General features: G+C 73.3%; 18 protein-coding genes and 1 pseudogene. 5 read left to right on the forward strand and 14 right to left on the reverse strand.

The window, feature by feature from the left end; genetic code table 11:
- The 8 genes and pseudogenes from J2Z33_RS16065 to J2Z33_RS16100 form a co-directional block, all read right to left on the reverse strand.
- Positions 1-184, reverse strand: a pseudogene (locus J2Z33_RS16065) (hypothetical protein); the annotation flags it as partial.
- A 160-nt stretch (positions 185-344) separates the two neighbouring features.
- The gene (locus J2Z33_RS16070; protein WP_209842935.1) at positions 345-1031 is read right to left on the reverse strand and encodes an NnrU family protein; all 687 of its coding nucleotides are present in this window, start codon (positions 1029-1031) and stop codon (positions 345-347) included.
- On the reverse strand, positions 1028-1252 hold the full coding sequence (locus J2Z33_RS16075; protein WP_209842937.1) for an NnrT protein: 225 nt from the start codon (positions 1250-1252) through the stop codon (positions 1028-1030). Before J2Z33_RS16075 ends, J2Z33_RS16070 begins: the two co-directional genes overlap by 4 nt.
- Entirely contained in the window at positions 1249-1434 is a 186-nt protein-coding gene (locus J2Z33_RS16080) for a protein NnrT (protein WP_209842939.1), read from the reverse strand. Before J2Z33_RS16080 ends, J2Z33_RS16075 begins: the two co-directional genes overlap by 4 nt.
- Before the next feature lie 3 nt (positions 1435-1437).
- On the reverse strand, positions 1438-3366 hold the full coding sequence (locus J2Z33_RS16085) for a nitric oxide reductase activation protein NorD (protein ID WP_209842942.1): 1929 nt from the start codon (positions 3364-3366) through the stop codon (positions 1438-1440).
- A gap of 11 nt (positions 3367-3377) precedes the next feature.
- Positions 3378-4184: a CbbQ/NirQ/NorQ/GpvN family protein gene (locus J2Z33_RS16090; protein WP_209842944.1), complete on the reverse strand. Its 807-nt coding sequence runs from the start codon at positions 4182-4184 to the stop codon at positions 3378-3380.
- Between the two features lie 3 nt (positions 4185-4187).
- A complete protein-coding gene (locus J2Z33_RS16095) occupies positions 4188-5543 on the reverse strand; it encodes a cbb3-type cytochrome c oxidase subunit I (RefSeq protein ID WP_209842946.1) in 1356 nt (451 codons plus the stop codon).
- A 13-nt stretch (positions 5544-5556) separates the two neighbouring features.
- The gene (locus J2Z33_RS16100) at positions 5557-6003 is read right to left on the reverse strand and encodes a c-type cytochrome (protein ID WP_209842948.1); all 447 of its coding nucleotides are present in this window, start codon (positions 6001-6003) and stop codon (positions 5557-5559) included.
- A gap of 148 nt (positions 6004-6151) precedes the next feature.
- On the opposite strand from J2Z33_RS16100, the gene J2Z33_RS16105 reads away from it, so the two are divergent.
- Positions 6152-6385, forward strand: a complete 234-nt coding sequence (locus J2Z33_RS16105; RefSeq protein ID WP_209842950.1) for a hypothetical protein — start codon at positions 6152-6154, stop codon at positions 6383-6385.
- Positions 6386-6766: 381 nt separating this feature from the next.
- Here J2Z33_RS16105 and J2Z33_RS16110 read toward each other — a convergent pair whose 3' ends face one another.
- On the reverse strand, positions 6767-7462 hold the full coding sequence (locus J2Z33_RS16110) for a Crp/Fnr family transcriptional regulator (protein WP_209842952.1): 696 nt from the start codon (positions 7460-7462) through the stop codon (positions 6767-6769).
- 99 nt (positions 7463-7561) lie between these two features.
- On the opposite strand from J2Z33_RS16110, the gene J2Z33_RS16115 reads away from it, so the two are divergent.
- Positions 7562-8011 (forward strand): pseudoazurin, encoded by a 450-nt coding sequence (locus J2Z33_RS16115; protein ID WP_209842954.1) that lies wholly within the window; start codon positions 7562-7564, stop codon positions 8009-8011.
- A gap of 91 nt (positions 8012-8102) precedes the next feature.
- A complete protein-coding gene (locus J2Z33_RS16120) occupies positions 8103-9290 on the forward strand; it encodes an NnrS family protein (RefSeq protein ID WP_209842957.1) in 1188 nt (395 codons plus the stop codon).
- Between the two features lie 34 nt (positions 9291-9324).
- Here the strand turns inward: J2Z33_RS16120 and J2Z33_RS16125 are convergent, their stop codons facing one another.
- From J2Z33_RS16125 to J2Z33_RS16140, 4 genes are all read right to left on the reverse strand, one after another.
- Positions 9325-9747 carry a group III truncated hemoglobin gene (locus J2Z33_RS16125; protein ID WP_245218927.1) on the reverse strand — a complete coding sequence of 141 codons (423 nt, stop codon included), beginning with the start codon at positions 9745-9747 and terminating at the stop codon, positions 9325-9327.
- Positions 9744-10574 (reverse strand): formylglycine-generating enzyme family protein, encoded by an 831-nt coding sequence (locus J2Z33_RS16130; protein ID WP_209842959.1) that lies wholly within the window; start codon positions 10572-10574, stop codon positions 9744-9746. Before J2Z33_RS16130 ends, J2Z33_RS16125 begins: the two co-directional genes overlap by 4 nt.
- 126 nt (positions 10575-10700) lie before the next feature.
- A complete protein-coding gene (gene nirK / locus J2Z33_RS16135) occupies positions 10701-11849 on the reverse strand; it encodes a copper-containing nitrite reductase (protein ID WP_209842961.1) in 1149 nt (382 codons plus the stop codon).
- An 85-nt stretch (positions 11850-11934) separates the two neighbouring features.
- Positions 11935-13617 (reverse strand): MFS transporter, encoded by a 1683-nt coding sequence (locus J2Z33_RS16140; RefSeq protein WP_209842963.1) that lies wholly within the window; start codon positions 13615-13617, stop codon positions 11935-11937.
- A 204-nt stretch (positions 13618-13821) separates the two neighbouring features.
- Here J2Z33_RS16140 and J2Z33_RS16145 point away from each other — a divergent pair, with 204 nt between their 5' ends.
- Together J2Z33_RS16145 and J2Z33_RS16150 are read left to right on the forward strand one after the other, a co-directional pair.
- Positions 13822-14229 (forward strand): DoxX family protein, encoded by a 408-nt coding sequence (locus tag J2Z33_RS16145; protein ID WP_209842965.1) that lies wholly within the window; start codon positions 13822-13824, stop codon positions 14227-14229.
- 73 nt (positions 14230-14302) lie between these two features.
- The gene (locus J2Z33_RS16150; RefSeq protein WP_209842967.1) at positions 14303-15292 is read left to right on the forward strand and encodes a GNAT family N-acetyltransferase; all 990 of its coding nucleotides are present in this window, start codon (positions 14303-14305) and stop codon (positions 15290-15292) included.
- On the opposite strand, the gene J2Z33_RS16155 is transcribed toward J2Z33_RS16150, so the two are convergent.
- Positions 15276-16109 carry a class I SAM-dependent methyltransferase gene (locus J2Z33_RS16155; protein WP_209842969.1) on the reverse strand — a complete coding sequence of 278 codons (834 nt, stop codon included), beginning with the start codon at positions 16107-16109 and terminating at the stop codon, positions 15276-15278. The genes J2Z33_RS16150 and J2Z33_RS16155 overlap by 17 nt on opposite strands.
- Positions 16110-16112: the final 3 nt, after the last annotated feature.

Here is a 16112-nt window from a genome sequence, read left to right on the forward strand (position 1 = left end):
CGGCGGCGAAGGAGCGGTAGTACTTGATCTCCTCCAGCCGCGCGAGCTCGCCCTCGTCGCAGCGCGCGCACACCGCGCGGTGGCGGATCGGGCAGCCGGAGCAGGACTCGGGCTCGGCGGCCAAGCGCTTGAGGGCGGGGGCAGCGGTCGGGGAACGACGGAGGAGCGTCTGGTCGAAGGGCATGCCGGGGGAGGCCTCGCGATGGGGGAGGAGGGGCGCGAACGACACGAACACACGGAACGGGGATGGCGCCTATAAGGGGATCGGAACCCCGTTTGGCAACCATTGATGCAGATCAAGGCGGGGCCTGTGGCCCTGTGCCGCAGGGCGCGCGAGGGAACCGTCAGAGGGGCAGGGGCGAGACGCCGATCACCCAGGGGTGCAGCCAGAGGAGGGCGAGCCAGAGCGCCAGGGCCAGCGCTGCGCGGGGCAGGAGGCGGAGGCCGGTGCCGCGCCACCACGCCCCGTCGAGGAGGGGGGCGAGGGACAGCAGGGGGTGGGCTGCGAAATAGACGGGGGCCCGAGGGCCGAGCGCGGCGCGGGCGCGGGCGTCGAAGAGGGGCATGGCGCCGAGGGCCAGCGCGAGGAAGAGGCCGAAGAGGATCACGTGCGCGAGGTCGCCGTTGGGGGCGAGGTGCGCGCCGGACCAGAGGGCGAGCGACCAGAGCAGCGGGTGGCGCGTCAGGGCCGACAGGTCGGGGCGGGCGGATGCGCGGGGCTGGCGGGGGCCGCCGAGGGTCACGGTCGGGGCGGGCAGGCCGAGGGCGGCGAGGAGCACCGCGAGAGGGACGAGGAGGTTCGGGACCCAGCGCGTCCAGGGGACTTGCGGCCAGAGTTCGAGGTAGGGAGCCTGGCCGGCGGCGACGATCACCCAGGCGGTCACGGCGAGCGAGATGAAGCCGTAGATCGAGAACCAGGCGCGGCGGCCAAAGGCGGCGAGGAGGCGGGACCGGACGCTCGGGCGCGTGGGGACGAAGTGCGTCAGGAGGAACGCCCCCATCGCCAGCGTGAATCCGGTCCAGCCGGTCATGGGGCGGCTCCGTCCACCTCGGCCATCAGGCGGGTGAGATGGCGGCCGTAGGCCCAGGCGGCGGGGAGGCCGAGGACGGCCCCTCCGGCGGCGGACCACCAGGGCGACAGGATCGGCACCCCCAGCCAGCCCAGGAGGAGCGAGGCGAAGAACACGTTCAGCCCCATGGCCCCGGCCGCGAAGGGATAGAGGCCCGCGACGAGCTTCCAGCCGGGGCTCATCGCCGCGACACCAGCCATTGCACCGCCGCCAGTGCCAGGATCATCGCGACGGAGGCGATGGCGAACCAGAGCTCGGCCTCTGTCGTCTGGGCGGCGGGGACGGGGGGCGCGAAGCCCTCGGCGGCGGCGAATTGGGGCGCCAGCAGGAGGAGCGCGAGGAGGAGAAGTTCGAGGAGGGGCATGGGTCAGGTCTCCCGTGTGAGCGAGTGATAGATGTCGGGCAGGGCCTTGGGCAAGCGGGCCGGGTCGGGCAGCAGCGTGAAGCCGGCGCGGCCGAAGATGCGGGCGAACCAGTCCTGGCCGTCGGCGTCGATGACGACGCCGTGGACGGACTGGCCCAGCGCGCGGGCCTCGCGCACGGCCATGCGGCTGTCCTCGATGCCGTGCACGCCCTCGTAATGGTCGAGGTCGTTGGGCTTGCCGTCGGTCAGGATGAGGAGGAGGCGCTTTTGGGCGCCTTGCTCGGCCAGTTGCGCGGAGGCGTGGCGGATGGCGGCGCCGAGGCGGGTGTAGTGGCCGGGGCGCAGGCCGCCGATGCGGGCGGTGACGGTCGCGGACATCGGCTCGGCGAAGGACTTGCAGCGGTGCAGGAACACGCGGTCGCGGCGGAGCGAGGAGAAGCCCCAGACGGCGAGGCGGTCGCCCACCTTGTCGAGGCCCGCCGCCAGAGCCGCCACCGAGTCGCGGGCGGTGTCGATCACGGAGCGGTCGCCGGTCACGGCCTCGGTGCTGCGCGAGCAGTCCACGAGGAGGGCCACGGCGAGGTCGCGCTCCGTCGCGCGGGAGGCGAGGTGGAGGCGGTCGCTGCCCCGGCCCGTCGCGCGGAGCTGGGCGCGGGAGGCCACCACGGCGTCGAGGTCGAAGTCCGCGCCGTCCATCTGCCGGGGGAGCGTGACGCGGCGGGGATGCAGCGCCTCGAACTGGCGGCGGACGCGGACGGCGAGGCGCGGGTCGGGCGTGACCGGGGCGGGGCCAGGGTCGGCCTCGGCCTCAAGGATGCGGGTGTGGTCGGCCATGTAGGACCGGGTGCGGTGGTTCCACTCGGGGTAGGTGAAGCGGTCCGACAGGCGCTCGTGGTCGGCGTCCTGCGGCGCGAGGTCGAGCGAGACGCGCAGGCGCGAGGCGGCGCGCTTCCAGTGCTGGGACAGGGTGATGTGGTCCTGGTCCTCGGCGGCCTTGGCGGCGTTGTCGGCATCGTCGTCGTCGGTCAGGCGGGCGAGGTTCAGGCTCTCGGCCCAGGACAGGATGCCCTCGAAGCGGTAAAGGATGAAGCTGTCGCGGCGGTTGGCCTGGTCGCGCTCCTCGCGCTGGCCCTTCTTGCGGGCTCCGGCGGCAAGGGCGGCGGGGCCGGGGTCGGCCTCGGGCGAGTCGGCGGCGCCGCGCCCGGGGGCCGGGCGGTCGAGGCGCGGCCAGAGCGGGATGGGGGCCAGGGGCACGTAGCCGCGCGGGGCGTGGAGGGTGCCGGCGTCGAACTCGCGCAGGAGGGCCTGGGCGCGGTCGTGGAAGGGCGGCGGGCCGCCGAGCACCCAGAGGGCCAACTCCTCGACCGCCGCTTCGGTGGCGGAGGCGGGACGGGCGGGGCGATGGGCGCGGAGATGGGCGGCCATCGTGGAGGCGGTAGGGGCAAGGCCGGGGCAGAGGGCGCGGGCGCGCAGCGTGGCCCGCTCCATGACCCGCAGATGGGCCATGTCGGCGAGGAGCGGGTCGTCGGCTGGAGCGGGGGCCTCGGCGACGGCGGCGAGGGCGGCGAGCCAGAGATAGGCGGCGCGGTTGAGGTCGCGCGTGGGGAAGGCGTCGATGGTCGGCGGCAGGCGGAGGCGTTCGCCGTCGAAGCTGGCGCGATGCTCGCGCGGGTAGTGGCCGGCGATGCGCTCGCCCAGGTGCCGGCGGCGGGAGGCGACGGTCTCGGGGGCGGGGCCGATCTCCACGCCGGCCGCGCCGCCCAGGGCGCGGAAGAGGATGGCGACCGAGGCGCGCATCTCCTCCAGCGTCACCGCCTCTCCGGCCGCGCCCTCGGGCGCGGCGGCGAGGCGGCTGGCCCAGTCGTGCCACAGGTTGCCGACGGTTTCTTCGGGTTCCATGAGGTCGAGCGCGGCGTGGACGGCGTGGAGCATGGGTCCGGCCCTTATCCGAAGACGGTGGCGGCGAGGTCGCGCAGGGCGGCCTGGGTGTCGGCGTCGTCGCTGAGCGGCTCGATGATCGCGGCCTCGAGGGCGCGGTCCACCGGCATCCCCCCGGCGATCAGGCTGCCCGCGTAGACGAGGAGGCGGGTGGAGACGCCTTCCTCCAGGTCCATGCCCGACAGCTTGCGGATGTGCCCGGCGAGGCGGACCAGCGCCTTGGCGCGGGGCTCGTCCAGCTTCGTCTCGTGCTGGAGCACGCGGGTTTCCAGCTCGGGCGCGGGGAAGTCGAAGCCGATGGACAGGAAGCGCTGGCGGGTCGAGGGCTTCAGCTTCTTGAGGATCGACTGGTAGCCGGGGTTGTAGCTGGCGACCAGCATGAAGCCTGGCGGCGCGGCGAGGTCCTCGCCCGTGCGGTCGATGAACAGGCGGCGGCGGTCGTCGGTGAGGGGGTGCAGGACCACCGTCACGTCCTTGCGGGCCTCCACCACCTCGTCGAGGTAGCAGATGCCGCCTTCGCGGACCGCGCGGGTCAGGGGGCCGTCGGTCCAGACCGTTTCGCCGCCCTGGAGGAGGTGGCGGCCGATCAGGTCGGCCGCCGAAAGGTCGTCATGGCAGGCGACCGTGAAGAGCGGCAGGTTCAGCCGGGCGGCCATGTGCTCCACGAACCGCGTCTTGCCGCAGCCGGTGGGGCCCTTGAGCAGCAGCGGCAGGCCGCGGGCGTGGGCGGTGGCGAAGAGATCGCATTCGTCGGCGGAGGGCTGGTAGTAGGGGACCGCGCGGGTCCCCTTGGGGTGAATGTGGGCGTTCATGGCTCACTCTCCCGGTTGCAGGTTGGCGCGGATCACGGGACCCGGCGTGACGGCCTCGCGGCGGACCGCGACGAGGCTCCAGATGAAGAGGATCGCGCCGAGGACGACCGCCGCGCCGGCGCCGAAGCGCATGACGTAGAAGAGCACCAGCTCGTCCTGCACTTCCATGTAGTAGAGGCCCATCACCCGCTGGAGGTGCGTCTGGATGGTGCCGGCGAAGGTGAGCGTGAAGGTCATGAAGGCCACGCCGCCCGTCATCAGCCAGAACGAGGCCATGTTGAGCACCTGGTTGTAGGGCGCGCGGCCCCGCAGGTGCGGCACGGCGTAGGTCATGATCGCGAGGTTGAGCGCGACATAGGCCCCGTAGAAGGCGAGGTGCCCGTGGGCGGCCGTCACCTGCGTGCCGTGGGTGTAGTAGTTCACCCCGTGCAGCGTGTGGAGGAACCCCCAGACGCCCGCGCCGAAGAAGGCGACGGTGGCGGAGCCGAGCGACCACAGGAGCGCGGCCTTGTTCGGGTGGTTCCTGCGGCCCTTCCAGACCATGACGAAGGAGAAGCTCATCATCGCGAAGAAGGGGACGACCTCGAAGGTCGAGAAGATGGAGCCGATCCACTGCCAGTAGCCGGGCGCGCCGATCCAGAAGTAGTGGTGGCCGGTGCCGAGGATGCCCGAGAAGAGCGCCATGGCGACGATGACGTAGAGCCACTTCTCGATCACCTCGCGGTCCACGCCGGTCAGCTTGAGCATCAGGAAGCCCAGGATCGCGGCCATGACCAGCTCCCAGGTGGCTTCCACCCAGAGGTGGACGACGAACCACCAGTACATCTTGTCGAGCGACAGGTTGTCCGGGTTGATGAAGGCGAAGACCCAGAGGAGCGACAGGAGCCAGAGGCCGAGGAGCAGGATGTTCGTGATCGCCGTCTTGCGCCCCGCGAGCGAGGTCATGGTGATGTTGAACAGGAAGATCAGCGCGCCGACCAGGATGCCGAGCTTGACCCAAAGCGGCTGTTCGAGGAACTCGCGGCCGCCGTGGATGCCCCAAAGGTAGCTCGCCACCGCGCCGAGCGTGCCGACGGTGAAGAGCGCGAGCTGGACCCAGGCGAGCTTGACGGAGAACAGCTCGCGTTCGGCCTCCTCGGGGACGAGGTAGTAGGCGGCGCCGAAGAAGCCGAGGAGGATCCAGACCACGAGGGCGTTGGTGTGGATCATGCGGACGACGTTGAAGGGCAGAAGCTCCGACAGCGTGTTGGGCGAGATGTAGATCCAGCCCGCGAGGAGCCCCGCGAGGACCTGGACGGCGAAGAGGCCGAGCGCCACGGCGAAATACGCCAGCGCGACCTTCTGGGATTGATACTTCATCGGGGGATTCTCCTCAGCCGGCGTCGTTGGGCGGCCAGTCCTGGGTGTTCGTGTCGTCGGCCCAGCGCAGGAAGTCGGCGAGGCCGCGCGTCTCCTCCTCGGTCAGGTCGAAGTGGGGCATCTGGCGGCGGCCCTCGATGCCGGAGGGCTGGGCCTGGATCCAGGCGTCGAGCACCTCGTAGGCGCCCTCGGGGTCCTCCTGGACGCCCCAGCGGGTCATCACGTTGCCGAGCTCGGGCGCGAAGTAGGCGCCCTCGCCGTGGAGGGTGTGGCAGTTGATGCAGCTCTCGCGCTCCCAGACGTGCTTGCCGAGGATCACCTCCTCGGTGAGCGGCGGGGTCGCGGCGTTCGCGATGGTGTAGTGGCTGTGGGTGACGAGGGCGGCGAAGACGGCCACGAAGAACAGCGATCCTCCGTAGAACACGTTTCGCGCCCTGGCCTTGGTCAGGATCTCCGACATGGGCTTCCCTTGGGCGGTGGTTCGGACTGGAGCCGTCCTAGCCTTCCGGTTGCGCCGCGAGGTTGCGGTTGCGCAAAGACCGAGCGATTTGATCGGAGGCATCGTGGAGGAACCCGGCAGGAGCCGGGAACCAAGGGAGACACGTGCCATGCGCGCCCGCGCCGCTTGCAAGGGGTTGGACATCGACGACCCGGACCTGCCGCTGTCGCGGCTCTTCGAGGCGTGGCCCGACGCGGGGCTGGCCTTCGTGGAGCGCAGGATGCTCTGCTTCGGCTGCCCGATCGCGCCCTTCCACCGCGTCGCGGATGCGGTGCGGGAGTACGGGTTCGACGAGGAGGCCTTCCGCGCGGAGATCCGGGCGGCGGCCGGCCTGGCCGGTTGACGCGTGCACGACGCGCGGCGGCTGGGTCTTTGCGGCCCCGTCCCGGCGCGGTCCTGCGCGGGGGTGGGTCCTCCCAGGGGGGCGTCCGGTCGCGCGGCGTCCCTTCAAACAGCGAGCGGCCCAGCGACGGGGAGCCTCCGCGAGCGCGGGCGGTCCTTGGGCACGTGCGAGGAGAATGCCAGCGAGGGGTTGACGAAGTCCGACAGCAACGGGCGTTGCGTGTTGCGTGGCATTTTAGGGATCGGGAGTGGGGTCGTCGTAGGGTGGGGTTTCACCCCACCGATCGGGGCGGCGGCGAGAGCGGCCGGCGAGGCGCGGGCGGCTCCCGGCGCATGGTGGGGTGGAACCCCATCCTACGGTGAATGGCTGGCGTCGGGGGCGTCAGGCCGTCGCGCCGGACAGGAGCACCAGCTTGTGGGGCTGCGTCACCACGATGCGCTTGCGGCGGCTTTCCACGAGGCCGTCCTTTTCCCAGGCGGACAGAAGGCGGCTCACGGTGTGGAGCGTGGTGCCGGTCATCTCGGCGATGTTGGCGCGGGTGACGGGGAAGGCGATCTCGATGCCGCCCTCCACGGCGCGGCCGGTCTGGTTGACCATGCGCAGGACGCAGGCCGCGACCCGCTGCTCGACCGCCTGGGTCGCCAGCGCCGCCATGTCGTCGTGGAGCTGGTCGAGCCGCTGGCCGACGGTCGCCCAGGTCTCGGTCGCGAAGCCCTCGTAGCGCGACATGAAGCCGGGCCAGAGCCGGGTGGGCCAGGAGAGGGTGAGCGCCTCGCTCGCCGCGACGGCGGTGGCGGGGTAGGTGGCGCGGCCGAGGGCGGGCGCGATGCCGATGAGCTGGCCCGGCGGGATGTGGCGGACGATCACCTGCTCGCCGCCCGGCAGCACGCGAACCACCCGCGCCACCCCGTCGAGCAGGAGGAAGAAGCGGTCGGCCTCGTCGCCGCCGCGGAAGATCTCGGTGCCCTCGTCGTGGCGCCTGGAGGTGGCCTGGTCGAGGATCTCGCGGATCTGGGCGCGGTCGAGCTTGCGGAAGGGGGGCAGGGGGGCGATCAGGCTTTCGTCGAGCTTCTTCACCTTCGGCCTCCGAGTTTGACCTGGCGCAAGGTCCGGCGAATCGAACTAGCCTAATCCCGGCCTCGGAACAAACCGGAATGCCTTGAAAGGACCGAACCGATGACCGCCAAGATCCTTATCGCCGCCGCCGTGGCCGCCCTGGTCGGCGGCGCCGCCGGGGCCGAGACCATCCAGGTGCAGATGCTCAACAAGGGCACGCAGGGCGCCATGGTCTTCGAGCCCTCGTTCGTGACCGCGCAGGTCGGTGACGTGATCGAGTTCGTGGCCACCGACAAGGGCCACAACGTCGAATCCATCGAAGGGATGCTGCCCGAGGGCGCCGAGGCCTTCGAGAGCAAGATGGGCGAGGGCTACAGCCTGACCGTCACCGCCGAGGGCCTGTATGGCGTCGCCTGCAAGCCGCACATGATGATGGGCATGGTGGGCCTGGTGCTGGTGGGCGAGCCCACCAACCTCGACGCCGTGACCGCCGTTGCCGCCGAGGAGCTGCGCGGCAAGGCCAAGTCGCGCTTCGAGGAAGATCTGGCGCAGGTCGCCACGGTCAACTGAGGCCCGGTCCCCGACCCTGACGGCCGACCCTGCGGGGCGGCGGGCGAGGGCCTGCCGCCCCGTTTCCTTTCCAGATCGAAAGCGATCCCCGATGTCGTCCCCCCGTTCCCCCCATGCCGGCCCGGCGCTTCTGAGCCACGGGTTCCGGCCGTTCTTCCTGCTGGCCTCCAGCTTCGCGACTCTCGCCGTGCCCGCCTGGATGCTGGCCTGGACCGGGCGGCTGGAGCTGGCCGGTCCCTTCGTGCCGACCGACTGGCACATCCACGAGATGATCTACGGCTTCGGCGGCGCGGTCGTGGCCGGGTTCCTGTTCACCGCCGTGCCGAACTGGACGGGCCGGATGCCGGTGCGCGGCTGGCCGCTGGCGGCGCTGGGGGGGCTCTGGGCGCTGGGGCGGGTCGCGGTCGCCGGGGGGTTGCCGCTGGGCGCGGGCGGGGTCGCGGTGGTGGACGTGGGGTTCCTCGCGGTCGTGGCGGCGATGATCCTGCGCGAGATCGTGGCCGGGCGGAACTGGCGCAACCTGATGGTGCTGATCCCGGTGACGGTGCTGCTGGCCGGGAACGCGGCGTTCCACGCCGAGGCGATGCGGGAGGGGAGCGCCGACCTGGGCCGGCGGCTGGGGATCGGGGTCATGGTGTTCCTGATCCTGCTGATCGGCGGGCGGATCATCCCGAGCTTCACGCGCAACTGGCTGGCCAAGCGGGGCGCGGAGAGGATGCCGGTGCCGACGAACCGCTTCGACATGGCCTGCCTGATCGTGAGCGCGGTGGCGCTGCTGGCTTGGGCGGTCGTGCCGGGGCCGGTCACGGGCGCGGGGCTGGCGGTCGCCGGGGTGGCGCAGGCGGTTCGGATGGCGCGGTGGCGGGGGGGCGTGACCTGGCGCTCGCCGCTGCTGGTGATGCTGCACGTGGCCTTCGCCTTCGCGCCGCTGGGGCTGGTGGCGACCGGCGCGGCGGAGTGGGGGTGGTGGCCGCTGGCGCTGGGGCTGCACCTGTGGGGCGTGGGCGCGATCGGGGGGATGACGCTCGCGGTGATGATGCGGGCGACGATGGGGCACACGGGGCGCGAGCTGGTCGCGGGGCCTTGGCTGTCGGCGGCGTTCGGGGCGGTGGTGGTCGCGGCGGCGCTGCGGTCGGTCTGGCCCGAGGCGGAGGTCGCGGGCGTGACGGGGCTGGACCTCGCGGCGGCGCTGTGGACGGTGGCCTTCGGGAGCTTCGTGCTGAAGGCGGGGCCGTGGCTGGTCGGGCCGTCGGCGGGGCGGCGGACGGTCAATCCCTGAGGGACGCAGGGGCGCGGAGCGTCGGGCCCGGAGGTCAGCCCTCCGGGCCTTTTTCGTGGCGGGCCATGGCGGATTGAAGCGAGAGGGCGATGCGCTCGGCCGCCGCGATGACGTGCGCGGCGCCTTCGGGGGGGCAGACCTCGGAGGCCGTGGCGCGGAAGAGGGCGAGCCAGCGGGCGAAGTGATCCGGCCCGGCGGGGAGGCCGACGTGATGGGCCACGGGGCGGCCGTGGTAGCGGCCGGTCATCAGCGCGACGGAGGACCAGAAGGCGGTGAGGCGCTGGAGGTGGGCCTCCCAGTCCGTCACGCGGGCGGCGAAGACGGGGGCGAGGAGGGGGTCCTGGCGGACGCGGGCGTAGAAGGTCCGCACGAGGCGGTCGAGGATCTCGTCCGAGAGGCCCGTGCGTGCCATCAGGGCGGCGGTCATCTCGGGGCGGAGGGAGGCGGGCGCGGTCATGGGGCGGGGTCTAGCGCGTCGGGGGCCGGGGCGGGCTGCGGCGCGTCGTCCCGGACGAGGCGCAGGCCGAGGTGGTCGGGCGGGACGCCCGCCGCGCAGCCGCCGGCGCTGGCGTCGCGCACGAAGTCGATGACGGTGGCGCGGTGGCGGCCTTGGGCGATGCGGGCGCCGCAGAAGTCGTCGCGGGTGGCGGGGGCGCCGGTCGCGTCGAGCGTGCCGGTGGTGGCGCAGTCGGCGGTCCATTCCCAGACGTTGCCGGCCATGTCGCGCAGGCCCAGCGCGTTCTCGCCCCAGCCGCCGTGCGGGCGGAGGGCGGGGTCGGCGTCGGATTCGGATTCGCGGCCGTAGCGGGCGAGCCAGCGGGCCGAAGGGTCGGCGGAGGCGACGCCCAGGGCGTCGTCGTGGAAGCGGTCGGCCGCCGCGCGCTGCCATTCGGCGTCGGTGGGGAGGCGCCATGTCGCGCCGGTCGTCCCAGAGAGCCAAGCGGCGTAGGCGGTGGCGTCATGCCAGTTGAGGCCGGTCTGGGGGGTATCGGGCGGGCCGGGCTCCAGCTCGGCGCAGGCGTTGTCGGCCACGCAGAGCGCGTAGTCGGCGCGGCTCACGAGGTCGCGCATGATGGCGAGGGGGTGGTCGGAGGTCGCGCGCAGGAGCGGCGGGTCCACCTGCCGGCCGTCCTGCCGCCAAGTGCCGGAGGCGCGGGCCTCCCAGATGGCGGGGGGCAGGAGGATGGTGGCGGGCGCGGGCAGGGGCGGGGTCGCGGGCGGCTGGAGGAGCCAGCCGGTCGCGCCGAGGGCGGCGAGGAGGAGGGCGGCGAGGGGGGTCTTCATGGCGGGCTCCCGGTCGGAGAGGGCGGGCGGGGGTGGGGGAGGGGTCGGGCGGGACAGCGGCGAAAAGGGGGCGGCCCTGGCGGGCCGCCCCCTTTCTGGAGTGTTCGCCGGGAAGGGTCGAACGTATCAGGGCAGCGCGGTCCGCAGCTCCAGATCGGCGTCGTAGGGGGTGGGCGCGGTGACCTGCTCCATGAGGTCGTTGTTCCAGTCGCCCTCGACCTTGACGTGGGCGGTCGCGCCGAGGTTCACCGCCTCGATCAGATTGTGGTTCACGTAGGCATAGAGGCCCGGCTGGAGGAACCTGTAGAGCGCCGCGCCCGAGGAGCCGCCGCGGATGAACCAGGTCTCCTGGTCCACGGCGGGCGGGTTGTGGAACTTGCCATGCTCCCACACGAGGTCGCCGTGGCCGCCGATCAGGTGGGGCCGGGTGTCGCGGTTGGCCTGGTTGTGGACGAAGAGCACCCGCTCGCCGACCCTGGCGGTCAGGGCGTTGTCGCCCGTCAGCGCGCCGACCCGGCCGTTGAAGACGACGTGGCTGGGGATGAGCCTGTTCATCACCTCGAGCGTGTCGGGGTAGGATTCGCCCACGTCGGCGAAGCGCTTGTAGGCCCCGGTCTCGTCCTTGGGGATGTAGAAGTCGGTCTCGCCGATGTAGACGACCTTGTCGTAGGCGACCGACTTGCCGAACTGGTCCTTGAGGCCCTCGCGGGGGAGGACCATGATCGTGCCGGACATCCCCGAGACGACGTGCCAGGGGATCATCGGGCCGCCGGGCGCGCAGTGGTAGGTGAAGACGCCGGCGCGGGTCGCCTTGAAGCGCAGCACCGTCATCTCGCCGGGGTTGATGAGCGTCAGCGCCCCGCCGCCCAGGCCGCCGGTGGCGGCGTGGAAGTCGATGTTGTGCTGCATCATGTTGGTGGGCGGGTTCTTGAGCGTCAGCTCGACGTAATCGCCCTCGTGGACGATCATCATCGGGCCGGGAACCGAGCCGTTGAAGGTCATCGCCTGGAGCCAGGCGTCGTCGGCGACCTGGATCTCCTTTTCCTGGATCCGCATCTCGAATTCGACGATGCGGGGGCCGCCGGGGGCGACCTGCTCGTGCTCGTGGACCTGGGGCGGCGCGACCAGCTCGCGCTTGATCCGGGTCAGGCCCGAGAGATCGCTCGGCGCCGCGACCGGGACGATCGCCTCCTCCTGGGCCTGGGCGTTCCGCACCAGCGCCGGGGCGGCGGCGAGCCCGGCGCCGATCATGAGGGCGGCTCTGCGCGACAGCATCTTGTCCTCCGTGGGTTGAGTGTCACGGAGGAGAATGCCGCAAGGGCGGGGAGCGGACGTTGCGCTTTCGCAAGCTTCGCGGCGATCAGGAGAGCGGCAGGGGATCGGTGCGGGGGGCGGCGAGGGCGCGGGCGTCGTCGTGCGGCGCGTCCTCGGGGGTGGGCCTGGCCTCGCGCTCGATCATGCGGCGGACCTCGGGGGGCCAGGGGCCGCGATGCAGGGCGCGCAGCGTGTCGATGAGCGAGGCGTCGTCGCGGGTGAGGCGGTTGTTCAGGCGCACGTAGTCGTTCCAGGTGGGGGCGTGGTAGCGCTCCACCCAGAGCTCGGGGTCGGCGAGGTCGCGCAGGAGCGTCCAGTTGTGCGCGCCGTCGCGGCGGCGGACGCGGCGACGCTCGGCCATCGCGGCGAGGAAGGCGGGGGCGTCGGACTCCGCGATGCGCCAGCCGACGGCGATGACGACGGGGCCGGTGCGGCCCTCCACGGGGAGGGCCGTCGCGGGGGCGTCCCATTGGCGGAGGGGGGCGAGGTCGCGGCCCCCGACCTCGGGGAGCGGCAGGAGGAGGCCCAGGGCGGCGCAGGCGAGGAGGACGCCGGCGGCGACGAGGAGGGCGGCCTCCAGCGAGCGGTTCTCGGCGATGGTGCCCCAGAGCCAGCTTCCCAGCGCCATGCCGCCGAAGGCGGTCATCTGGTAGAGCGACAGCGCGCGGGCCACGACCCAGCGCGGCGTGGCCATCTGCACCGAGACGTTGAAGCTGGAGAGCGTGAGCACCCAGCCCGCCCCGGCGAGGAGAAGGGCGGGGACGGTGACGGCCATGCCGAGGTTCAGCGCCGTGACGGCGGCGGCGGCGGCGAAGGCCAGGCAGGACAGGCGCACCAGCGTCTCGGTCGAGAGGCGGGCGCGGAGGCCGGTGCTGGTGAGCGCGCCGCCCACCGCGCCGACGCCGAAGGCCCCGAGGAGGAGGCCGTAGGTGAGGGGGCCGCCGCCCACCAGCTCGCGCGCGATCAGCGGCATCAGGGCGGTGATGGCGCTGGCCCCGGTGCCGAAGGCGAGGCTGCGGGCGAGGACGGCGAGGGTGCGGGGCGACATGGCGACGTAGCGCAGGCCCGCGAGCATGGCGGCGCCGAGGGTCTCGCGCGGGAGGGTGGACGTGGGGCGGTCGGGGCGCCAGCGGGCGAGGACGACGAGGAGGGCCACGTAGCTGACCGCGTTGACGGCGAAGGCGGCGGCGGCCCCGGCGGCGGCGACGATGAGGCCGCCGAGCGCCGGGCCGACGCCGCGGGCGATGTTGAAGCCCATGCTGTTGAGCGCGACGGCGGCCGGAAGGTCCGGGCGGGGCACCATGTCGCCCACCGAGGCCTGCCAGGCGGGGGCGTTGAGCGCCGAGCCGCAGCCGATCAGGAAGGTGAACAGCAGCAGCAGCCAAGGCGTGAGGAGGCCCATCCAGGCGGCGAGCGTGAGGAGGACCGAGACGGTCAGCATGAAGCCTTGGGCGACCAGCAGCACCTTGCGGCGGTCGTGGCTGTCGGCGATGGCGCCCGCCAGCAGCGACAGGAGCATGATCGGCAGCGTCACCGAGGTCTGCACCAGGGCCACCATGTCGGCCGAGGGCGCGATGCTGGTCATCATCCACGAGGCCCCGACCGACTGGATGAGGCCGCCGAAGTTCGAGACCATGGAGGCGAGCCAGACCGCGCGGAAGAGCGGATGGCGGAAGGGGGCCAGCGCCGAGGACGGGGCGGCGGAGGTGGTGTCGGGGGTGGCGGTCATCCTGTCCTCTGGGTCGCGGGCGCAGGGTTGTCCGCCCTGGGACCGCCCGTCACGAACCCCGGTCTCGGGAGCTGGGTTCCCCCCTTCCGTCGCGCACAGGTGCCGTGCGCGTCGCCGTATTGCGGCGGCGAGGGCGGTATGGGACCACGACGCCAGCCGTGGCGCCGCCTCGGCGAGCCTGTCCCTCAGAAGGAGACGCCGCGCATGGCCCCTATCCCCACCGCTCCCGCCTGGTCGCTGACCTGGGCCCCCCGGATGCTGAGCGTCCTTCGGATCGTGTCCGCGCTGATCTTCATGGCGCACGGGACGCAGAAGATCCTGGGCTTTCCGGCCTCGGACATGGCGCCGCCCGTGGGGTCGCTGATCTGGGTCGCGGGGATGCTGGAACTGGTGGGCGGCGCGCTGCTCGTGCTCGGGCTGTTCACGCGGCCGGTGGCCTTCGTGCTGTCGGGGCTGATGGCCGCCGCCTATTGGATGGCCCACGCGCCGCAGGGTCCGTTCCCGGCGCTGAACGGCGGCGACGCGGCGATCCTGTATTGCTTCGTGTTCCTCTACTTCGTCTTTGCCGGGCCGGGGCCGTGGAGCCTCGACGCCGCGATGGGACGGCGCTGAGCCGGCGGCCCCTCGCCCGTCCGGGCGGGGCGGCTATCCTTCGTGGGATGGTTCCCGTCGCGAGGTCGTGCCGATGATCCCCTCCGCCCCCCCGCGCGCCGAGGTCCGCGTCGAGATCGTGCGGCCGGAGGGGCTCGCGGAGATCGAGGGCGAGTGGGCGGCGCTCTGGACGCGCTGCCCTGCGGCGTCGCCCTTCGGCGCGCCAGCCTGGGCGTTGTCCTGGGCGCGGCACTTCGCGCCGGGGCGCTGCGGGGCGGTGGCGCTGCGGGCGGATGGGCGGCTGGTGGGCCTCGTGCCGGTGTTTTGCTGGAACGGGGCGCTGCTGCTGGCCGGGACGGGGCCGAGCGACCGGGGCGAGGCGCTGCTGGAGCCGGGGTTCGAGGCGGAGGCGGGGCGGCTGCTGGCGGCGTTGCCCCTCGCCGCGCCGGAGCCGTTCGAGCGGATCGACCTCCAGCAGCTTGGGGCGGAGTCGCCGCTCTGGCTCGCGCCGCTGCCGGCGGGGTGGCGGGAGGAGCGGGGGGCGGGGGAGCCCTGCCTCGTCGCGCCGCTGGTGGGCGAGGGGGGGCTCGGGGCCGTGTCGGGGCGGCAGCGGGCGCATTGGCGCAAGTCGCTGCGGATGCTGGAGCGGGAGGGCGGGACGGCGGGGCTGGTCGCGCCCGCCGAGGTCGGGGCGGCGGTCGGGGACCTGCTGCGGCTCAACGGCCTGCGCTGGGGCGCGGCGGGGGTGCTGGCCGATCCGCTGATGGAGCGGCTGCTGCGCGAGGCGGGGCCGGCGCTGGCGGCGGCGGGGCTCCTGCGGCTGTGGGAGGTCCGGGTCGGGGCCGGGCGGATCGCGGCGCTGATGGTGCTGGCGGGGCGGGGGGCCCATCACGGCTACAACGGCGGGTTCGATCCCGGATGGGCGCGGATCAGCCCGGCGGCGATCCTCGTGGGGCTGGCGATGGAGGGGGCGGCCGCCGAGGGGGCGGGACGGTTCGACTTCCTGCGCGGGGGCGAGGGCTACAAGCGGGTCTGGGGGGCCGCGCCGGTGGCGATGGGGCGGCGGGTCATCCGGCCCGGCTGAGGAGGAAGGTCGCGGCGTCCCAGAGGGCGAAGTCGCCGGTCGCGGCGCGGCGGAGGCGGAGGCCGTTCGGCGGGGCGAGGACCGCCAGGTCCGCGCGGTCGGCGTCGGGGTCGCCACGATAGGAGTGGTTCAGGATCAGGAGGTGGCCGCCGGGGCGCAGGACGCGGGCGGATTCGGCGAGGTGGGCCTCGGCCAGGCCGGAGTCCACGAGGTAGGGGAACACGTCCGCGGCGAGCACGAGGTCGGCGCTGGCGTCGGGGAGGGGGAGGTCGCGGCCCGAGGTGACGGCAAGGGTGACGTTCGGCAGGCCGGCGCAGCGGTCGCGGGCGGCGGCGATCATGCCGGGGGACACGTCGAGGCCGGTGATCCCGGCGGCGTGGGGGGCGAGGGTGGCCAGGACGCGGCCGATGCCGCAGCCGATCTCGACGACCCGCGCCTCGGGGGGAAGGAGGTCCCAGCCGAGGATGCGGTCCACGACCTCGCGCGTCGCGGCCCGGAGGAGGTCGGGGTTGCCGAGGGCGTAAAGGGCGACGCCGCCCTCGGGCGCGGCGGCGGCGAGGCGGTCGAAGACGCGCGCCCAGTGGGCGGGGTCGGCGGATTCGGCGTGCTCCACGCCCGCAAGGACGGACTTGACGAGGCCGAAGGCCTGGGGATTCGCGCGCCAGAGGGCGCGCGCGGCGGCGAGGCGGGGGCCGGCGGCGTCGAGGGCAGCCGCGACCTCCTCCGGGGCGGTCGCCACCATGGCGAGGCGCAGGAGGAGGACGTTGGGCGGCAGGTCGCCGCGCGCGCAGGCGTCGAGGAGGGCCTGGGCGATCATCGG

The organism is Rubellimicrobium aerolatum (assembly GCF_017872975.1).
GTDB classification, from domain to species: domain Bacteria; phylum Pseudomonadota; class Alphaproteobacteria; order Rhodobacterales; family Rhodobacteraceae; genus Rubellimicrobium; species Rubellimicrobium aerolatum.